We start from the raw sequence: 17,346 nt of genomic DNA on the forward strand, positions 1-17,346 counted from the left end.
CTCCAGCAGCCGGTCGACCCGCGCCGCGATGCTGCGGCGGTCGAGGCCGGCCAGCTCCAGCGGCAGGGCGACGTTGTCGAACACGGTGCGGGAGGAGAGCAGGGCGAAGTGCTGGAAGATCATGCCAATCTTCCGCCGCTCGGCGCGCAGGGCCGTCTCCGGCAGGGCCGTCAGCTCGGTGCCGTCGACGGTGACGGTGCCGGTGGTCGGCCGCTCCAGCAGGTTGATCAGGCGGATCAGCGTCGACTTGCCGGCGCCGCTGGGCCCGATCACGCCGAAGATCTCGCCGCGCTCGATGGTCAGCGAGACGTCGGCCAGCGCCGTCACCTGGGCCTGGCCGGCGCGGGTGAAGGTCTTGGAGATGGACTCGAGGCGGATCATGGACGGTGCCGGAGCAGTGGAACGGTGCGGGGCGGGACAGGGCCGGCCGGCGGGGCAGGGCCGCCGCGGGCGAGAACCCGGATCAGGCGCGGCGACAGCGCATCGACGCCGCGGACGCCCGCCCTGTGGCAAGCGTCCGGTGCGCGAAAGGGCTGTGAAGGGCCGTCCTGGTCATCGTCGTGTCCTGCCTCGTCTCGCCGAGGGAACCACGACCTGCATCGTGGCGCTTTAGCGGTTGGTAACGCGGGCGCAAGCTGCTTCCCATCAAATCGCCGCGGGCCCGTATGCGGTGGGCCGGTCCGTTGCCTCCTAGATATAGCGCGACTCCGGGAAGGTCAACAAACTGCGCCATGCGGTCTGTGGATCTCTGAATTTCACATCTAAAATCTGCCCTACTTGGTGGCCGGTCGGGACCGATCGTGTCAGCTTCATGTCATGCATGCTTACCATTGCTGCACTGCAAAAAGTCGGATCCTGGCCCGGCGCAGACGTCCTACATTAAGGGTGTACAAGGGGAACACAGAGAGGCCGGTCTCGCCGGCAGATGAGGTAAGTATGCATATCGACGTTCTGGACTTCGCTCCCGCCACCACCCGTCCCGCCGGCGCCATCGCCCGCCTCCGCGCGGCCGTCGCCCGCCGCGTCGCCGAGCGCCGCGAGTACAAGCGGGTCTACAGCGAGCTGCTGATGCTTGACCGGCGCGAGATGGACGAGCTGGGCATCGGCCCGGGCGATTTCGACGCCATTGCCCGCGGCACCTTCCGCCGCTGAGCCTTTCAGAGCCGAGGCGCAGCCGCCCGTATCAAGGCCGGCCGCGACTCCGGGACAGCACAGGGCGCCCGCCCGCCGCAGCCGCACCAGACGGCTGGGGCCGGCCGTGGCGCCCTGTTTGCATTCCGCACCTGACACGACTGTCATTTGGCGGATCGGCCGGACGGCGCTATATGAGCACCCCATGAGCAAGAGATCGCAGGCGGCCATCGGACCGCGGACCGGCCAGATGACGGATTGGCAGATCGCGAAGCGGATGCTGCGCGAGCACATGAAGGGCCATTTCTGGCGTTTCGTGATGGCCTTCCTGTGCCTCGCCGCAACCGCCGCCGCGACCTCGGCGATTCCCTATGCCCTGCAGCACACTCTCGACGGTATCTTCACCGAGAAGAATGCCGAGTTGCTGATGCCGATCTCGATCGCCGTCGTGGTCATCTTCTTCGCGCGAGGCGCGTCGACTTACGGCTTCACCGTGGTGATGAACAGCATCGGGCGGCGGATCGTCGCTGAGCTGCAGATGCGCATGTTCAGCCGGAAGATCTGGGACGATCTGGCCAGCTTCCATGCCACCGCATCCGGCCATCTGGTCAGCCAGTTCATTTACAACGTCCAGGCGGTGATGGGCGCGGTCTCGACCAGCGCCGCGTCGATCGGGCGCGACGCCACCACTCTGGTCGGCCTGCTGGTGGCGATGTTCTACATGGACTGGCGGCTGGCCCTGGTCGCGTCCATCACCTTCCCGCTATCGGCCATTCCGGTGATCAAGGTGGGCCGTGATCTGCGCAAGGTGACCCGAAAGTCGCAATTCGGCATGGGTGAGCTGACCAGCTACCTGACCCAGGTGTTTCAGGGCATCCGCCACGTCAAGGCCTACAACGCCGAACATCGCACGATCAAGGCGACCGAGACCTTCGTCCAGGCGGTCTCGCGTCTGTCGCAGCGGATGACGCGGATCAAGTCTTACAACACACCCTTCATGGAGGTGCTGTCGGGCATCGCCATTGCCGGCGTGATCTTCTACGGCGGGTCGCAGGTGATCAGCGGCAACCGCACCACCGGCGAGTTCACCGCCTTCATCTTCGCGCTGATCTCGACCTACGACCCTCTGAAGCGGATCGTGAACACCTGGGGCTCGGTGCAGCAGGGGATGACCGCGGCCGAGGGGATCTTCGCCATGATCGACAAGCAGCCGACCATCACCGACCGTCCCGGCGCCGCGGTGCTGGACCGGGTGACCGGGGCGATCCGGCTCGAGGACGTGCACTTCTCCTACGGTCCGGCGATTCCGGCGCTGCGCGGCATCTCGATCGAGATCCCGGCCGGCAAGACGGTGGCGCTGGTCGGCCCGTCCGGCGCCGGCAAGTCGACGCTGCTGAACCTGATTCCGCGCTTCTACGACCCGACCGAAGGCGCGGTCCGGATCGATGGCCACGACATCCGCGAAGTCACCCAGCATTCGCTGCGCGAGCAGATCGGCCTGGTCAGCCAGGAGACGACGCTGTTCGACGCCACGGTGCGCGACAACATCGCCTATGCCCGGCCGGGGGCGAGCCAGGAGGAGATCGAGGCGGCGGCGCGCGGTGCGGCGGCGCATGATTTCATCCTCAGCCTGCCTCAGGGTTACGACACCCAGATCGGCGAGCACGGCGTACGTCTCTCCGGCGGACAGCGGCAGCGGCTATCGATCGCGCGCGCCATGCTGAAGAATGCGCCGATCCTGCTGCTCGACGAAGCCACCTCGGCGCTGGATACCGAAAGCGAGCGCCAGGTGCAGGATGCGCTGACCCGGTTGATGGTCGGCCGTACGACGCTGATGATTGCGCACCGGCTCTCGACCGTGCGCGGCGCCGACCTGATCTATGTCATGGACCAGGGCCAGGTAGTGGAGACGGGCAGCCATGCCGAGCTGCTGAAGCGCGGCGGCCTCTATGCCCGGCTGTGGCTGATGCAGACGGCCGAGGACGATCAGGCCGAGGCGGGAGCGCCACCCGCGGTGGCGGTGGCGGGGTAGGATGGGGGCTCAGGCCCCAGCGGCGGGTGAACGGCCGCCGCGTCTGTTCTGCGACATGACGCCGATCCTGGCGCATGCTCGCGGTCACACCACCGTGACCGGCGTGCAGCGCGTGGTGCTGCGGGTGGTGGGCCATCTGGTGGCGACGCACGGGGCGGAGGCGATCCGCGGCATCGCCTGGCATCCAAAGCTACGGCAGGCGGTCGAGATCGACCTGTCCTTCCTCGGTCCGGAGTACAGCTTCGAAGCTCGGCATGCCGAGTTCGTCCGCGACATGGCGATTCCCTATGATGCGGGGGAAGCGAGTCGGGCACCATTGCGCCGGCTGGCGTCGAAGCTCGGCCTGCTGCGCTGGCGGTTGGGGGCTGCGTCCGGCTTCGGTCGGCGCCTGTCACGGCCGACGCTTATGCCGTCCGACCGGATCTTCGTGCCGGTGCCGACGCTCCGCAACGACCCGTACATCGCCTTTCTCGCCAGCCGGAAGGCGGCGGGCAACGCGGTGATCCAGATGATTCACGACGTCATCCCGGTGAAGCTGCCGGAGTTGGCGAAGCCGGGTCATGAGGCCGAATTCCGGCGCTTCCTCGAACGCGTGCCGGACTACGTGTCCGGCTTCCTGTGCGTGTCGGACCAGACCGAGGCGGATCTGCGGGAGGTCCTACCGGCCGCCGGGCGGGGCATCCCGAGCCGGGTCACGCCGCTGGCCCATGAGTTCGCCGGCGATGTTGCCGACGATGCCGCGGCGGGGCCGGCCATACGTGCGATCGCGGAGGCGCCGTTCGTGCTCTGCGTCGGCACGATCGAAGTGCGCAAGAATGCCTATGCCCTGATTCAGGCCTGGGACCGGCTGCGGACGGAACTGGGCCCGCAACTGCCCCGCCTGGTCCTGGCCGGCCAGCGCGGCTGGCGGACGGAGGATCTGTTCGACCTGTTGGCGAAGACCGACAATCTGGGCGGCTCGGTCGTAGTGGCCAAGACGCCGACGGATGCCGAACTGGCTTTCCTCTACCGGCACTGCCTGTTCACTGTATTCCCAAGTCTTTACGAAGGCTGGGGCCTGCCGATCGGCGAGAGCCTGTGGTTCGGCAAGCTCTGCATCGCCTCGAAGACCTCCTCGATGCCGCAGGTCGGCGGTGATCTGGCCGAGTATGTCGATCCGCGGGATCCGGAGGATCTGCGCCGCGTGCTGATGCGGGCCTTGGGCGAGGAAGGCTATGTCAGAAGCCGGGAGCAGACGATCGAGAAGGCCAGGCTGAGACGCTGGCGCGATGTGGCCGAGGAGATGTACGGCGCCATGACAGCTCCTGAGGCACCGTCGGTGACGCAGTTGGAGCCGCTGGTGGGCATGGCGTCGTGACGAAGGGCCAGGCCTCCGATGGAGCAAACAGTGGTGGACGCAATGGCCGGGGTATCGGCGAAACGCTGCGCAGGTGACTCTTGAGCGCTGAAAACGTGATCTATTTCGATGTCAGCGACGTCGTGGAATTCGCGCGCTCGAACGACCGGCTCAGCGGTATCCAGCGAGTCTCGATCGAGATCATAAAATATCTGTCCCAGGTCCAGGGCGGCGAGAATCTGCGCCTGATCTGCTATCATCCGCTGTTCAGGCGGATGCTTTGGTTTTCGGCCGAACCGTTCGATGCGTCCTACGTCTACGACCAGGCGGAATTTTGCCGGCACTTCTGCATCGACTATCGCGCCGCCGGCGTTCGCAGACTTCGGGACCATTTGAAGAAGCGTTACAAGAGTTCGCTCAAGCGCGCCTTCCATGGCTGGCGTCTTCGCCTGCGCAACGCGCTGGACCATGGGCGTACGTTCGAGCGCCTCAAGATCATTCAAAAACGCAGTCGCAGGTTCGAAGCGAAACCGGCAAACGCGTTTGAGGTCTCCTTCGAGACGGGAGACCGTGTGTTCATAACAGGCGCCACATGGGGCGATCTGTTCCGGAAATACGTGGATGCCCTGACGGAGGCCAAGAGGAAGGTCGGGATCGAGGTCTCGCTCTTCGTGCATGACCTGATTCCTTTGGCCTGCCCGGAGCATGTGGTCGACAACGTACCGGAACAGTTCTCGGACTGGATCAGCCGGATGAGCGGTCTTGTCGATCTGTTCCTGGTGAATTCCGAGGCCACCCGGCGGGATCTCGAGCGCTTCATGCGGACGTATACCGAGCGCGCCACGCCGATCCGGGTCGTTCCACTCGCGCACGAATTCCTGCTGCCGGAGAGCCGTAATCGCGAAGGGGGGCAGGCGCCGGCCAAATTCTTCGATCCGGAACGGCACGGCTTCAATGGGCGTCGCCTTCGCGCCGACGTGCTGAATGCGGCCCAACTGTCGTATGTCCTGGTCGTCGGTACGATCGAATCGCGCAAGAACGTGTGGACGCTGGCGACAGTCTGGCAGGAGGTCCATCGGCGCCTGGGCTTCGACACGCCACGGCTGGTCTTCGCCGGAAAGCACGGCTGGCTCAAGGGGCCCTTCGACGATTTCCTGCAGGGTACCGGCAGCCTGAACGGCTACATACGGATCGTTGATCGGCCGGATGACTTCGAGTTGGCCTACCTCTACAAGCGCTGCCTGTTTTCGGTCTGCGTGAGCTATTACGAGGGCTGGGGCCTGCCCATCGGCGAGAGCCTCTGGTTCGGGCGCCCCGTCGTCGCCTCGAATGTGAGTTCGATGCCCGAAGTCGGCGGGCCACTGGTCGAATACGCGGATCCCTATGATCCGAGATCCATCCTGGACGCGTGCCTCAAGCTGATCACGGATGACGATCACCGCGAGGCGATGGCACGGCGGATCCGCCGGGAGGATCTGCGCCGCTGGTCCGATGTGGCGGAAGGGATCTGGCAGGCGCTGACTGCCTCCATCGGACCCGAGGGAGGGCAGGGGGCGGCGCCCGTTGTTTCTGTGTCCGCCATGGCACGGCCCTCGCGATAGGGTTCGCGGAACTGCTGGCGCTGGCCACAGATATTTGCGCGGTGCCGTCCCGAGCGGCACCGCCAATTGAGTTGGCCAGCATTATCTGGCACAACCCCAGCCCATAACAGCCGATTGAGCAGATCGGAAAGGGGCGTTGCGTGGGATTGTTGAGATCTCTGAGACGGCGTATCGAGCGGCCGATCTGGAAGCGCATCTCGAGGCAGATAGAGCCGCGACTTGGATCGGTGCAGGAGCGCGTGGATCGGCTCGAGGCCGGCTGGCGTCAACACGTCCCTGCCTTCCTCAATGCCGTATCGACGGTCGGGGCGTTCGGACACGAATTGTCCAGGACCCGTAGGGAGCTCAACGAACTGCGGGAACTTCACGAAGCGGCGACGACAAATGCCTCGCGCGGCCTTGAGGATGTCCGGACGGAACTGGCTCAGGAGGTCCGGACGGAACTGGCTCAGAGCGGCGAGTCGATGCGCGCCGATCTGCGAAGTTTCGTTCAGAGGGCGGATGGCAGCATCGAAAAGCTCTGGGAGCGGATCGAATTCGTCCGCCGTGAGATCATGTTCGAGATGGCTTATGGCGGCGCGGCCACCAAGCGCAGCGACGCCAAGCCTGCGGGCCGGATCATCAACCAGCCTCTTATCGACGAGCAGCGTCGCGCCGGTCATGTCCGGCTGAACATCGGCTGCGGGCACATTCCCCTGGATGGCTACATCAATGTCGATATGCGGGACCTGCCAGGCGTCGACATTGTCGCCGATGTTGCGGATATCCCGGTGGAGCCGCGCAGCATCAACGAGATCTTCTCCGCCCATCTGATGGAGCATTTTCCGCAGGAGGAGGTTCGGCGTCGCCTGCTGCCCTATTGGCGGGACCTGCTCGTCGAAGGCGGCACGTTTCGGGCGATTGTCCCGGACGGCGAGGCGATGCTGGCCGGTGCCGCCGCCGGGACCTATGCCTTCGAGGACTTCCGGGAAGTCCTGTTCGGGGCCCAGGATTACGAGGGCGATTTCCACTTCAACATGTTTACCCCTGCAAGCCTGTCGACCTTGCTGCAGGAGGCCGGCTTCCGCGATGTGGTCGTCCCGGTCAAGGGGCGGCCGAACGGAAAGTGCTTTGAATTCGAGATTCAGGCCGTTCGCGCATAGCCGAGGAAATCGATGCAGTCGACCGACAGCTATGAAAAGCTGGATGAGACGCTCAGTCGTGCCGACGAGTTGATGCAGACCGACTATGCGGCAGCCATCCGGCTTCTCGGCTCTTTTGCCATGGAGTTCGAGGCTCCCGGCTCAGCAGATCCGTTCACCGATTCTTATCGCGACTGGGTTCTCGGGACATACAGGCGCATCGCGAACCAGGATCTCTACGATCCGGAAAAGGCTGAACTGGACCCCAACGTATCTCGGGAACTGCCGTTTCCCGACTATTTCCCCTTCTCTACGAAAGATCCAAGCTTCATTGGATCCTACATGATGGGGGTGGGAAACATATTGCGGAACCTTGCGCTCCCTTCGGGCAGCCGCGTCATCGAGTATGGCGTCGGTTGGGGGCATGTTTCCGCGGCTCTGGCGCGAGCGGGCTACGCGGTCACATGCGTCGATATCGAGCCGAAGTTTCTTGAGATTGCGCGCCGACAGGCAAAGGCGTTGGGCAACCATCTCGACATATGGGAGGGGCATTTCGGGTGCAATCCCGACGAGGGGTCGAAATTCGATGGTGTGATCTTCTTTGAAGCCTTTCATCACGCGCTCGAGCACGGTGCCGTCGTCGAGAGCATACGAGACCTGCTGCGCCCGGGCGGCCGGCTGGTCCTGTGTGGAGAGCCGATCGATCCGTCCTTTCCCGTTCCGTGGGGGCTGCGCCGGGATGGCCATGCTCTCTGGGCCGTTCGCCGTTTCGGCTGGATGGAACTGGGATTTCAGGAGAGCTATTTCATCCGCCTTCTGCTCCGGTCGGGTTTTCTGGTGCAGAAGGAGGTGACGCCGAATTTGGGCCTGCTCGGCCTCCTCTATCACTGCACAAGGCATGACGGTCGTGTCGAACTGGACAAGACCATGTTGCCTGCGGATGAGGAAGAGACCTGGATCCTGGACCCGGCGACGAAGCGCCGCTTTGCTCAATGGGCCAGCCGCTTGACCTTGGACCAGTCCAATGAATGGCAGAGCGCGACGGTTCATGCTGCCAATTATCTTCCCGTATCGCTTGAAATGAATCTGTATTGTGGGAGTTATAAGGCGCGCCACAACTTCCAGCCTGGGGAGCACCGAAATTTTACAATTCCGTTGCATGGATCGAATCGGGTCCTTCATATTGGATCCGAAATGCGAGTTCCTCGTGAAGTTGGTGGCGGTCCGGATGCCCGGGCCCTTGGCGTGACCGTGGAGGCGATTTCCTACAATGGAGCTTAGGCGGGCTCGGGATGAGAAGCAGGCCGGCAAGACGCCGCGCTTCTCCGTCGTCATCTGCACGGATGGGCGCGCCGACGCCCTGCGCAACACCTTGGATTGCCTTCGCTATGTCGACTACCCGTTGTTTGAGGTCTGTGTGGTCCATGGACCGACGCAGGACGGCACCGACGTCGTCTTGAGCGGTTATCGCGGTGCGATCAAGGTTGCCGCCAATCCGGAACGGAACCTGTCGGTCTCGCGCAATATCGGGATCGCCATGGCCTCGGGCGATATTGTTGCTTTCATCGACGACGATGGATTGGCCGAGCCTGAATGGCTGCGGGATCTGGAGGTCGCCTTTCGTGACGCTGCGGTCGGGGGGGCTGGAGGGGTCGTCTACGACCACACGGGCGCCTCGCCGCAGTATCTCTATTCGAGCGCGGACCGTCTGGCCCGTGCGGACTGGACACGCAAGACCCCGGCGGATGAATACAACTTTCCACTATCGTACAACTTTCCTTATGTTCAGGGTACCAACAGCGCCTTTCGCCGTTCTGTTCTGCTGGAGATCGGCGGCTTCGACGAAGAATACGAATTTTATCTCGACGAAACCGACCTCTGTTGCCGCTTGATCGATGCCGGCTGGCAGGTTCGTCAACTGCCTGCGGCGCTCGTCCATCACAAGTTTCTTCCGAGTGCTATTCGGAACGAGCATCGGGTGACACGGCATCGCTATGCCGTGATCAAGAATAAGATCTATTTTTCTCTTGCGAATAATCATGCTCATCACGATCTCGACGAGGCGATCCGAGACGCCGTGGCGTTTATCGATGAGCATGCCAGGGACATCGCGTGGCACATTGAGCAAGGAACGCTCGGTGCGGAGGACCTAGCCGGCTTCCGCCGGGATTGCGAACGGGCGTGGAAGGTAGGCCTGTCCCGCGGTCTGAGCGGCCAGCGCCGGTTGCTGCGCGAGGAGACGCTCAACCAATATACGTCGGACTACCTCGAATATCCTCGTCCCAACCCGGAAGGGGGGCGGCGTACCTACTGCTTCTTGAGTCAGGAATACCCGCCGGGACGCACCGGGGGGATTGGTCGGTATGTCCATCAGGCGGCTCGCAGCATCGCGGCGTTCGGGCATCACGTCCATGTTCTCACAAGCGGTGAGGGTCACGATCGCGTGGATTTCGAGAGCGGGGTCTGGGTTCACCGGCTGCTGGCGCGCCCGGAGCAGGCTCCGCCACTGCCTGCCGGGCTCGTCGTTCCCGCGCCTATCTGGGCTGCGTCGTCGACCATGACGCAGGCGGTCGCGACCATCGACGGGAAGCGCCCTGTCTCCGCCGTTGTCGCTCCTACCTGGGATTGCGAATCCATCGGCCCGATCGTTGATGGTCGCTTTCCCGTCTGCACCAGCTTGCACACGACATTACGCTCTTGGCTGGAAAGTCATCGAGAGTTCGCCGAAAACGCCGAATACATGCGTGATTTCGGCCAGCCGATGCTGGTGTTGGAACGCCATGTTTTGCAGCACTCCGATCGCATTCTTGCCAACAGCATCGCCATCGTCCGGCAGATCCAGGAGGGCTACGGCTTCACGTTCGAGCCGGAACGTTTGTCGCTGGTCCCTCATGGACTTGAAGACTGGAGTGATCTACCGGTCGAAAGCCCGCCCGATCTGGCCCCCGGAACGTGCCGCATGCTGTTCGTCGGGCGCCTGGAGGCTCGCAAGGGTATCGATGTACTCCTTGATGTCGCGAGATCCGTGCTGTCGAAATACCCGCATGCTCATCTCGACATCGTCGGCAACGACACCATTCGCCGCCCGGACGGCATGACGTGGCGGGCCGCTTTTGAAGCCGATCCGGGCATCGACGCGATCCGGGATCGTGTCGTGTTCCACGGTGAGGTCAGCGACGGACGGTTGCGCGGCTTTTACCGAAGCTGCGACCTGCTCGTCGCGCCTTCCCGCTTTGAATCCTTCGGCCTGATGCTGGTCGAAGGGATGATGTTCGGCAAGCCTGTCATCGGCTGTCGCGCCGGCGGGATGGTGGAGGTGGTGGAGGACGGTGTCAGCGGCCTGCTGGCCGAGCCCGGGGACCGTACATCTCTGGCGGAATGCATTGAGCGCTTGGTGACTGACTCGGCATTGCGGGACCGTCTAGGAGCAGTGGCCCGTGCCCGGTATGAGGCGTTATTCACGGCAGAACGGATGGCCCGAGACATCGTCGAGTGTCTGGACCGGGCCGCCGAGGCTCATAGGAAAGAGATCTCCGAAGCGCATCGACCGGTGGTGATGACACAGATATGATTTCCGGTCTCGTTCCTCCGACGGGCGGGCGCACCTCGGATATGCCCCTGCGCGTTACGATCATATGCCCGATTGTCGTCAAGCATGATGCCATCTCTGCCGCTGCGGTGGACACATATCGTGCTTTGATGGACGATCCGCGCTTCGACGTTGTCCTGCTGACCTGGTGCAACGATTTCCCGGAGATTGCCGCGCGCATCGTCCAGGGCGGGGTGGCGGATATGCTGCTCGACCCGGCCTTCCTCCACGCCGACATGCTCATCTATCACTTTGGCATCTATGCCGAGTTGATCGATGCCCTGCTGGTGGGCAACGGCCGCGCCGCCCAGGCCGTCTTTTTCCACAATATAACGCCTATCGAGATCGTCCCTGCGGCGGATCGACCAACCATCGAGCGCTCCTTCCGACAGGTGTCTAATCTTGGATGCGCGGACGAGGTATGGCCGGTCAGCCCCGTCAATGCGCAGGAGTTGATCGATCGGGGCCTTGCTCAATCGCGCCTTTACACCATCCCTCTGGCGGTGGACATGCCGGAGCTGGTGGATCTGGAAGGCAAGCGGGCGACGCCCATAGAGATTCTCTTCGTGGGACGGCTGGTGCCCTCCAAAGGCGTGCTCGACCTGGTCAGAGGGGCGGCACGGATCCGCCACCGGCTTCGCGTGCCGGCGCGCATTCGGATTGTCGGCAACGAGCGTTTCTCCAGCCAAGCCTATATTGCCGCCGTTAGGGCGGAGATCGCGGCGCTCGGGGATGATCTGTCCGTGGAATTGCTCGGAACTGTCGATGACGAGGCCCTGTACGGCCTCTACCTGTCGTCGCATGTCTTCGCGATTCCTTCGTATCACGAGGGTTTTTGCAAGACCGTGGTGGAGGCGCTGAGGGCCGGCTGCATTCCCGTCGGCTACGCGGCGCACAATCTGCCCAATGTGGTTGGCGGTCTGGGGCGACTGGTCGCAGCGGGCGACGTCGACGAACTCGGCGAAGCCCTGCTCGACGTGGTGAACGGAGCGGCTGCTGCCCTCGAGGCGCCCGGGCAGGCGCATCTGCGCCTCGACCGCGGCCGAATGTCACTCCGGGAGTTCGATCGCGAAGCGAAGCGGCATATCGATGCCTTTACGTTCCGGCGATTTGCGGAAGCGACGAAGGAACGAATCCTGATTCTGTGCCAAAATGGTCGGCAGCGGCCGTTGGCACAGTCTTCCATGGTGAGCGATATTTCCGTTCGGTAGTTGACCGATCCGGTCCGGCCAGACATGCAGGCGAGGCCCGCCATTATCTTCCAGCCCCGGAGTCCCGTCTCATGAAAGGCATCATCCTGGCCGGCGGCAGCGGCACCCGGCTGCACCCGCTGACGCTCGCGACCTCCAAGCAGCTGATGCCGGTCTATGACAAGCCGATGATCTACTACTCGCTCAGCGTGCTGATGCTGGCCGGGATCCGCGAGGTGCTGGTCATCTCCACCCCGCACGACATGCCGCAGTTCCAACGGCTGCTCGGTGACGGCTCGCAATGGGGCATGGCGTTCGAATACGCGGTGCAGCCGAGTCCGGACGGGCTGGCCCAGGCCTACATCATCGGCGCCGATTTCGTCGCCGGCGGCCCGTCGGCCCTGATCCTCGGCGACAACATCTATCACGGCCACGGCCTGCCGGAGCTGCTGGCCTCGGCCGCCGCGCAGCCGTCGGGAGCCTCGGTCTTCGCCTATCATGTCGACGACCCTGAGCGCTACGGCGTGGTCAATTTCGGGGCCGACGGCCGGGCGGCGGCGATCGAGGAGAAGCCGCGCAACCCGACCTCCAACTGGGCGGTCACCGGCCTCTACTTCTACGATGCCGACGTGGTCGAGATCGCCGCGAACCTGAAGCCGTCCGCCCGCGGCGAGCTCGAGATCACCGACGTCAACCGCGTTTATCTCGAGCGCGGCCGGCTGCATGTCGAGCGGATGGGCCGCGGCTTCGCCTGGTTCGACATGGGCACGCATGACAGCCTGCTGGAGGCCGCCAGCTACGTACAGACGCTGGAGCGCCGCCAGGGCCTGCGCGTCGCCTGCCCGGAGGAGATCGCCTATCTCAAGGGCTTCATCGACCGCGAGCAGCTCATCGCCCAGGGCCGCAAGCTGGAGAAGAGCGGCTATGGCAAGTACCTGCTGAAGGTGGCGGAGATCGAGGAGCAAGGCTCGCTCGCCCGCGGCCCGCGATGAGGATGACGGCTTAAGCCTCGATCAACGTCGCCGTGAGCCGGGCAGCGAGGTAGAGGCCGACACCGAACACCGCATGGGTCAGCAGGCTCCGCAGCCTCGCCGTGGCCGGGTTCGGCGTCTTCGAGGCCGCGATGCCGGCTCCCAGCGCCGGCTGCATCAGCAGGAACGGCGCGGCCACGGTGGCTAGGCCGAAGGCTAGGGCCGGCGGCAGCGTCGGGTTCCGCGCCCAGCCCAGGCCGCAGATCGCCAGCAGCAGCGCCGCGAAGGTGATGCCGGTGCCGTAATGGACGGCCCAGCCCAGGGCGCGCTCGCCCGCGACCGGCGTCGCCCGGCCGATGCCGTCATGCCGGAAGCGGCCGCGCGGGAAATGCCCGACCCAGCGGCCGACCATCGCCCAGTCCAGCCCGGGCACCCCGGTCAGCCGCGCCAGCAGCGCCGTCCACAGGTCGGCGACGACCGTGGCGCCGACCCCGATCGCCACCGCGCGCAGCCCGAATTCCAGCCCTTCGTCCATCCGCCGAGCCCTCATCGCTATACATTCAATGATTTGCTTGATTGATTGCGCGATGCTAGCGTCCTGTCAATGACCGACGACCAGTCCCGCCTCTTCGCCGAGCTGGCGGAGCTCGCCCGCACCCTCGGCCACGCCCATCGCCTGATGCTGCTCGAGCAGATCGGCCAGGGCGAGCGGCCGGTGGAGCGCCTGGCCGAGCTCGCCGGCCTTTCCGTCGCCAACGCCTCGCAGCACCTGCAGCATCTGCGGCGCGCCGGGCTGGTCGAATCGCGGCGGGACGGCAAGCGCGTGCTGTACCGGCTGGCCGGCGGCCCGATCGTGCCGCTGCTGGCCGCGCTGCGCGGGCAGGCGGAGCACCGGCGGGCGGAGATCCGCGGCGTCCTCGCCGACAGCGCGAGCCGGCCGGAGCGGCTGGAGGGGCTGTTGCGGGAGGAATTGCTGCAGCGGCTGCGCGAGGGCGGGGTGACGCTGCTCGACGTCCGGCCGGAAGAGGAGTTCGCGCTCGGCCACCTGCCGGGCGCGATCAACATCCCGGTCGAGGCGCTGGAGCGCCGGCTGGCCGAGTTGCCGCCGGGGCGGGAGGTCGTCGCCTATTGCCGCGGCCCGTACTGCGTCCTGTCGGTCGAGGCGGTCGCCGCCCTGCGCGCCCGCGGCTTCGCCGCCCGCCGGCTGCGCGACGGCTTTCTCGACTGGAAGGCCGCCGGAATGGCGGTCGAGGCGGCCGGGTAGGCAAATCGCATCCGGGCGTCCGGCAGTTCGCCGCGCCGCGAATATTTCTCGACGAAAATACATCAAGTTGACAATTCCGAGAAATTTGCCGCTCTTGTCGTGTCTCCTTGATGAATTTCGGAGACGCGAGAGATGGCGCATGTCCCGTACATCGGCTCCGGCCCCTATTGCTACGCGAATTCCTTCGCGATGATGTTCGGCCGCGACGCGCCGTCCACCGCGGTGATCGAGTTCGCCACCGGCGGCCCCTTCGGCATGCAGCTGGTCGGCGGCACTTTGCCGTTCTTCGACCCCTGTGGCTGGACGCCGGAGGCCGGCTTCGACGGCGCCCTGGCCGCGCTGGGCTGGACCTCCGCGATGCGCCGCGGCGGCACGGCGGAGCAGGCGCTGGCGGCGCTCGCGGCGGCGCTGGCGGAGGACGGCGCGGTCTGGGTCGGGCCGGTGGAGATGGGGCATCTGCGCCACCAGCCCGGCATGGCGGGGCCGATCGGCGCCGACCATTATGTCGTCGTCCTCGGCCTGGACGAGGGGCGGGTGCTGATGCACGACCCGCAGGGCCACCCCTATGCGACGCTGCCGGTCGCGGACTTCATCGCCGCCTGGCGGGCCGAGACGGTCGACTACGCCACGCCCTTCACCCTGCGCACCGCCTTCCGGCAGCTGCGGCCGGTGGCGGAGGAGGAGGCGATCGAGGCCGCGCTGCCGGCGGCGCGGCGCTGGCTGGCGATGGCGGAGGGCCGTCATCTGCCTGCCGGCACGGTCGGCAACGCCGCGGCGGCGGAGCGGCTGGCCGGGATGATCGAGACCGGCTGCGACCGCGGGCTGCGCGACCACCTGGTGCATTTCGCCGTCCGCGTCGGTGCCCGCCGCGTCGCCGACGCTGCCAGCTGCCTGGCGCGGATCGGGCGGGGGACGGCGGCGGCGGTCATGGACCGCCAGGCCCGGCTGATCGGCGCGCTGCAGCACCCGCTGGTGGCCGGCGACGACGCCGCGGCCGCCGCCCTGCTGCGCCGCCTGGCGCCGAGCTATGCCGAGCTGCAGGCGGTGCTGGGATAGGGCGGCCGGGCGCCAGGGCCGCGGGGATGGATGCATGCAGCCTGCTTCGTTCACGCGCGCCCCGTTCGATGCGTGTGAATGCTGCGGCCGCACGGGTTCGCGGCCCGCGAACCCGGCCTATGAGGGCAGCGTCAGCCCGAAGCCCCGGGCTTCGGCCTCGCGCTCGCGGTGCCGGCGTTCGTCATCGGTCCCGGGCGGCGCGGTCACGGCCGGCGCGGTCGAGACCGGCGGGGCCGGCGGATCGGGTCCGCGCGGCACGGCGCGTTCGGCGGTCATGGCCCTGGCCGATCTTCGGAGGGCGTCCTCGGCCCCGGCCCGCCAGGGCTCGTCGGGCACGGGCAGCCGCATGATGACGTTGTCGTCGTCATCGAAGACTTCGCCGGTGTCGACCCTGGCCTCGTAGAATTCGTCCCCCGGGAGGCCGAGATCGGCGGCGGCGATGCTGCAATAGCACGCGGACTCGGTGACGGGGTCGTCCGGGGTCCACCATTCGCCGGCATTGTAGCCGGCCGGCACGAAAGCGGGGGCCGATGCCTTCGGGCCGGCGGCGTCCGGATCGGCCTTCGCCATGTCCAGGCCGGCGGCGAGGGCGCGGCGGGACAGGCCGATGTCGCGGCCGAGGCGCAGGATCAGGGTCTCGATCGGCAGGGCAGTGTCGGCCAGGTCGGCGTCGATGCGCTCATTCCCGGTCAGCCTTTCCCACAGCCCCAGGGTCAGCCGCTCGCGGGCTTTGGGCTTGCCGGCGGCGATGGCGCGGGAGAGGCCTTCGGCGACGGCGTGGCGCCGGCCGTCCTTCTCGTCCTGACGCCGGTCGTTGCGGTTTGCGGCCCTGCGCTGCGCCTCCTCCCGCTGCTGGCGCAGCCTGGCCTTGAGGGCGACGGCGCGACGGATGCCGAGGAAGAGGCTGCTGAAGCGGGTCTCGGCAGTCCCGGCACGGTCGAGATCACCGGCCGCAAGGGCGGCGGCGCCCTGGGCCTGGAACCCCGAGGCGAGCTCCTCGGCGAGCTTGGCCAGGCGGGACAGCATCGCGGCGTCCTCGGCAGCCTCGTCCGTGGCCGGCGAAGCGGCGGAGGGAGTCCCGGCTGTGATGGCGCCATCGACCATGTCTGGATTAGAACAAAAGAAGAACAAAAAGTCAAGCGGGACGACATGGCCGCAAGGGGAGGGGCCGCCGGGCCCGGGGCGGCTTGACGCCGCGGCCGCCGCCGGTGTCCGGTCGGCGCATGCTCCGACTCGTCGCCCGCCGCTTCGGCCCGCCCGCCGAGGTCCTGTCGCTCGAACCCGTGGCTCCGCCCGGGCCGGACCCGGCCGGGGCGGTGGTGCGGATGCTGGCCAGCGCCATCAACCCTTCCGACCTGCTGACGATCCGCGGCGCCTATCCGCACCGCACGGCGCTGCCCTTCGTCCCCGGCTTCGAGGGCGTCGGCGTGGTCGAGGCGACGGGGCCCGGCGTGGCCGGGCTGCGCCCGGGCCAGCGGGTGCTGCCGCTCGGCTCGGCCGGCGGCTGGCAGGGGTGGAAGGCGCTGCCGGCGGAGTGGTGCGTGCCGGTGCCGGAGGACCTGAGCGACGACCAGGCCGCCACCGCCTATGTCAATCCGCTGACCGCCCGGCTGATGCTGCGAGCGCTGGCGCCGGCGGCTGGTGCCGCGATCGGGGTGAATGCCGCGGGCTCCGCCATCGGCCGCATGCTGCTGCGGATGCTGCATGCGGCGGGCGCCCGGCCGGTGGCGATCCTGCGCGATCCCGCGACGCTGCCGGCGGAAGAGCCGGCCGCGGCGGTGCTGGCCGAGGGCGCGGCGCTGCCGCCGCTGGATGGCGGGCTCGACGCGGTCGGCGGCGCCGCCGGCCTCGCCCTGGCCGGCGCGATCCGGCCGGGCGGGATGATGCTGCATTACGGCCTGCTGTCCGGCGTGCCGCTGCCGCCCGATGCCGGCCGGCCGGGCGGGGTCACGGTGCGGCCCTTCTGGCTGCGCAACTGGGTGCATGCCGCCGGCCGCGCGGCGCTGGGCGAGGCGATGGCGGAGGTGTTCGGCGACATCCGCCGCGGCCTCGCCG

General features: G+C 66.5%; 15 protein-coding genes. 12 read left to right on the top strand and 3 right to left on the bottom strand.

Annotation, left to right across the window (positions count from 1 at the left end):
- Window positions 1-381: ATP-binding cassette domain-containing protein (locus ABDW35_RS14275; protein WP_343714540.1), on the bottom strand; the 381-nt coding region annotated here is incomplete at its 3' end.
- Between the two features lie 555 nt (window positions 382-936).
- Between ABDW35_RS14275 and ABDW35_RS14280 the strand changes: the two genes are divergently transcribed.
- The 9 genes from ABDW35_RS14280 to rfbA all read left to right on the top strand — a co-directional run bounded on the left by ABDW35_RS14280 (window position 937) and on the right by rfbA (window position 12,992).
- A complete protein-coding gene (locus ABDW35_RS14280) occupies window positions 937-1,152 on the top strand; it encodes a hypothetical protein (protein WP_343714541.1) in 216 nt (71 codons plus the stop codon).
- A 184-nt stretch (window positions 1,153-1,336) separates the two neighbouring features.
- Complete coding sequence (locus ABDW35_RS14285; RefSeq protein WP_343714542.1) at window positions 1,337-3,163, top strand: ABC transporter ATP-binding protein; 1,827 nt, start codon at window positions 1,337-1,339, stop codon at window positions 3,161-3,163.
- Window position 3,164: 1 nt separating this feature from the next.
- The gene (locus ABDW35_RS14290; RefSeq protein ID WP_343714543.1) at window positions 3,165-4,520 is read left to right on the top strand and encodes a glycosyltransferase family 1 protein; all 1,356 of its coding nucleotides are present in this window, start codon (window positions 3,165-3,167) and stop codon (window positions 4,518-4,520) included.
- A gap of 80 nt (window positions 4,521-4,600) precedes the next feature.
- A complete protein-coding gene (locus tag ABDW35_RS14295) occupies window positions 4,601-6,100 on the top strand; it encodes a glycosyltransferase family 1 protein (RefSeq protein WP_343714544.1) in 1,500 nt (499 codons plus the stop codon).
- 239 nt (window positions 6,101-6,339) lie between these two features.
- Entirely contained in the window at window positions 6,340-7,242 is a 903-nt protein-coding gene (locus ABDW35_RS14300) for a hypothetical protein (protein ID WP_343714545.1), read from the top strand.
- Window positions 7,243-7,254: 12 nt separating this feature from the next.
- The gene (locus ABDW35_RS14305; RefSeq protein ID WP_343714546.1) at window positions 7,255-8,502 is read left to right on the top strand and encodes a class I SAM-dependent methyltransferase; all 1,248 of its coding nucleotides are present in this window, start codon (window positions 7,255-7,257) and stop codon (window positions 8,500-8,502) included.
- A complete protein-coding gene (locus ABDW35_RS14310; protein WP_343714547.1) occupies window positions 8,492-10,792 on the top strand; it encodes a glycosyltransferase in 2,301 nt (766 codons plus the stop codon). Before ABDW35_RS14305 ends, ABDW35_RS14310 begins: the two co-directional genes overlap by 11 nt.
- Complete coding sequence (locus tag ABDW35_RS14315; protein ID WP_343714548.1) at window positions 10,789-12,021, top strand: glycosyltransferase family 4 protein; 1,233 nt, start codon at window positions 10,789-10,791, stop codon at window positions 12,019-12,021. The genes ABDW35_RS14310 and ABDW35_RS14315 overlap by 4 nt, the downstream gene beginning before the upstream one ends.
- A 71-nt stretch (window positions 12,022-12,092) precedes the next feature.
- Window positions 12,093-12,992: a glucose-1-phosphate thymidylyltransferase RfbA gene (gene rfbA / locus ABDW35_RS14320; protein WP_343714549.1), complete on the top strand. Its 900-nt coding sequence runs from the start codon at window positions 12,093-12,095 to the stop codon at window positions 12,990-12,992.
- Between the two features lie 10 nt (window positions 12,993-13,002).
- On the opposite strand, the gene ABDW35_RS14325 is transcribed toward rfbA, so the two are convergent.
- Window positions 13,003-13,506, bottom strand: a complete 504-nt coding sequence (locus ABDW35_RS14325) for a DUF2938 domain-containing protein (RefSeq protein WP_343714550.1) — start codon at window positions 13,504-13,506, stop codon at window positions 13,003-13,005.
- A gap of 69 nt (window positions 13,507-13,575) precedes the next feature.
- Here ABDW35_RS14325 and ABDW35_RS14330 point away from each other — a divergent pair, with 69 nt between their 5' ends.
- Together ABDW35_RS14330 and ABDW35_RS14335 are read left to right on the top strand one after the other, a co-directional pair.
- Window positions 13,576-14,235 carry a metalloregulator ArsR/SmtB family transcription factor gene (locus ABDW35_RS14330; RefSeq protein ID WP_343714551.1) on the top strand — a complete coding sequence of 220 codons (660 nt, stop codon included), beginning with the start codon at window positions 13,576-13,578 and terminating at the stop codon, window positions 14,233-14,235.
- A gap of 132 nt (window positions 14,236-14,367) precedes the next feature.
- Window positions 14,368-15,291, top strand: coding sequence for a hypothetical protein (locus tag ABDW35_RS14335; protein WP_343714552.1), 924 nt, complete (start codon window positions 14,368-14,370; stop codon window positions 15,289-15,291).
- Window positions 15,292-15,408: 117 nt separating this feature from the next.
- Here the strand turns inward: ABDW35_RS14335 and ABDW35_RS14340 are convergent, their stop codons facing one another.
- Window positions 15,409-16,317, bottom strand: a complete 909-nt coding sequence (locus ABDW35_RS14340; RefSeq protein WP_343714553.1) for a hypothetical protein — start codon at window positions 16,315-16,317, stop codon at window positions 15,409-15,411.
- 197 nt (window positions 16,318-16,514) lie between these two features.
- Here ABDW35_RS14340 and ABDW35_RS14345 point away from each other — a divergent pair.
- A partial coding sequence (locus tag ABDW35_RS14345; RefSeq protein WP_343714554.1) for a zinc-dependent alcohol dehydrogenase family protein occupies window positions 16,515-17,346 on the top strand: 832 nt, incomplete at its 3' end.

The organism is Inquilinus sp., from assembly GCF_039594555.1.
Classification (GTDB): domain Bacteria; phylum Pseudomonadota; class Alphaproteobacteria; order DSM-16000; family Inquilinaceae; genus Inquilinus.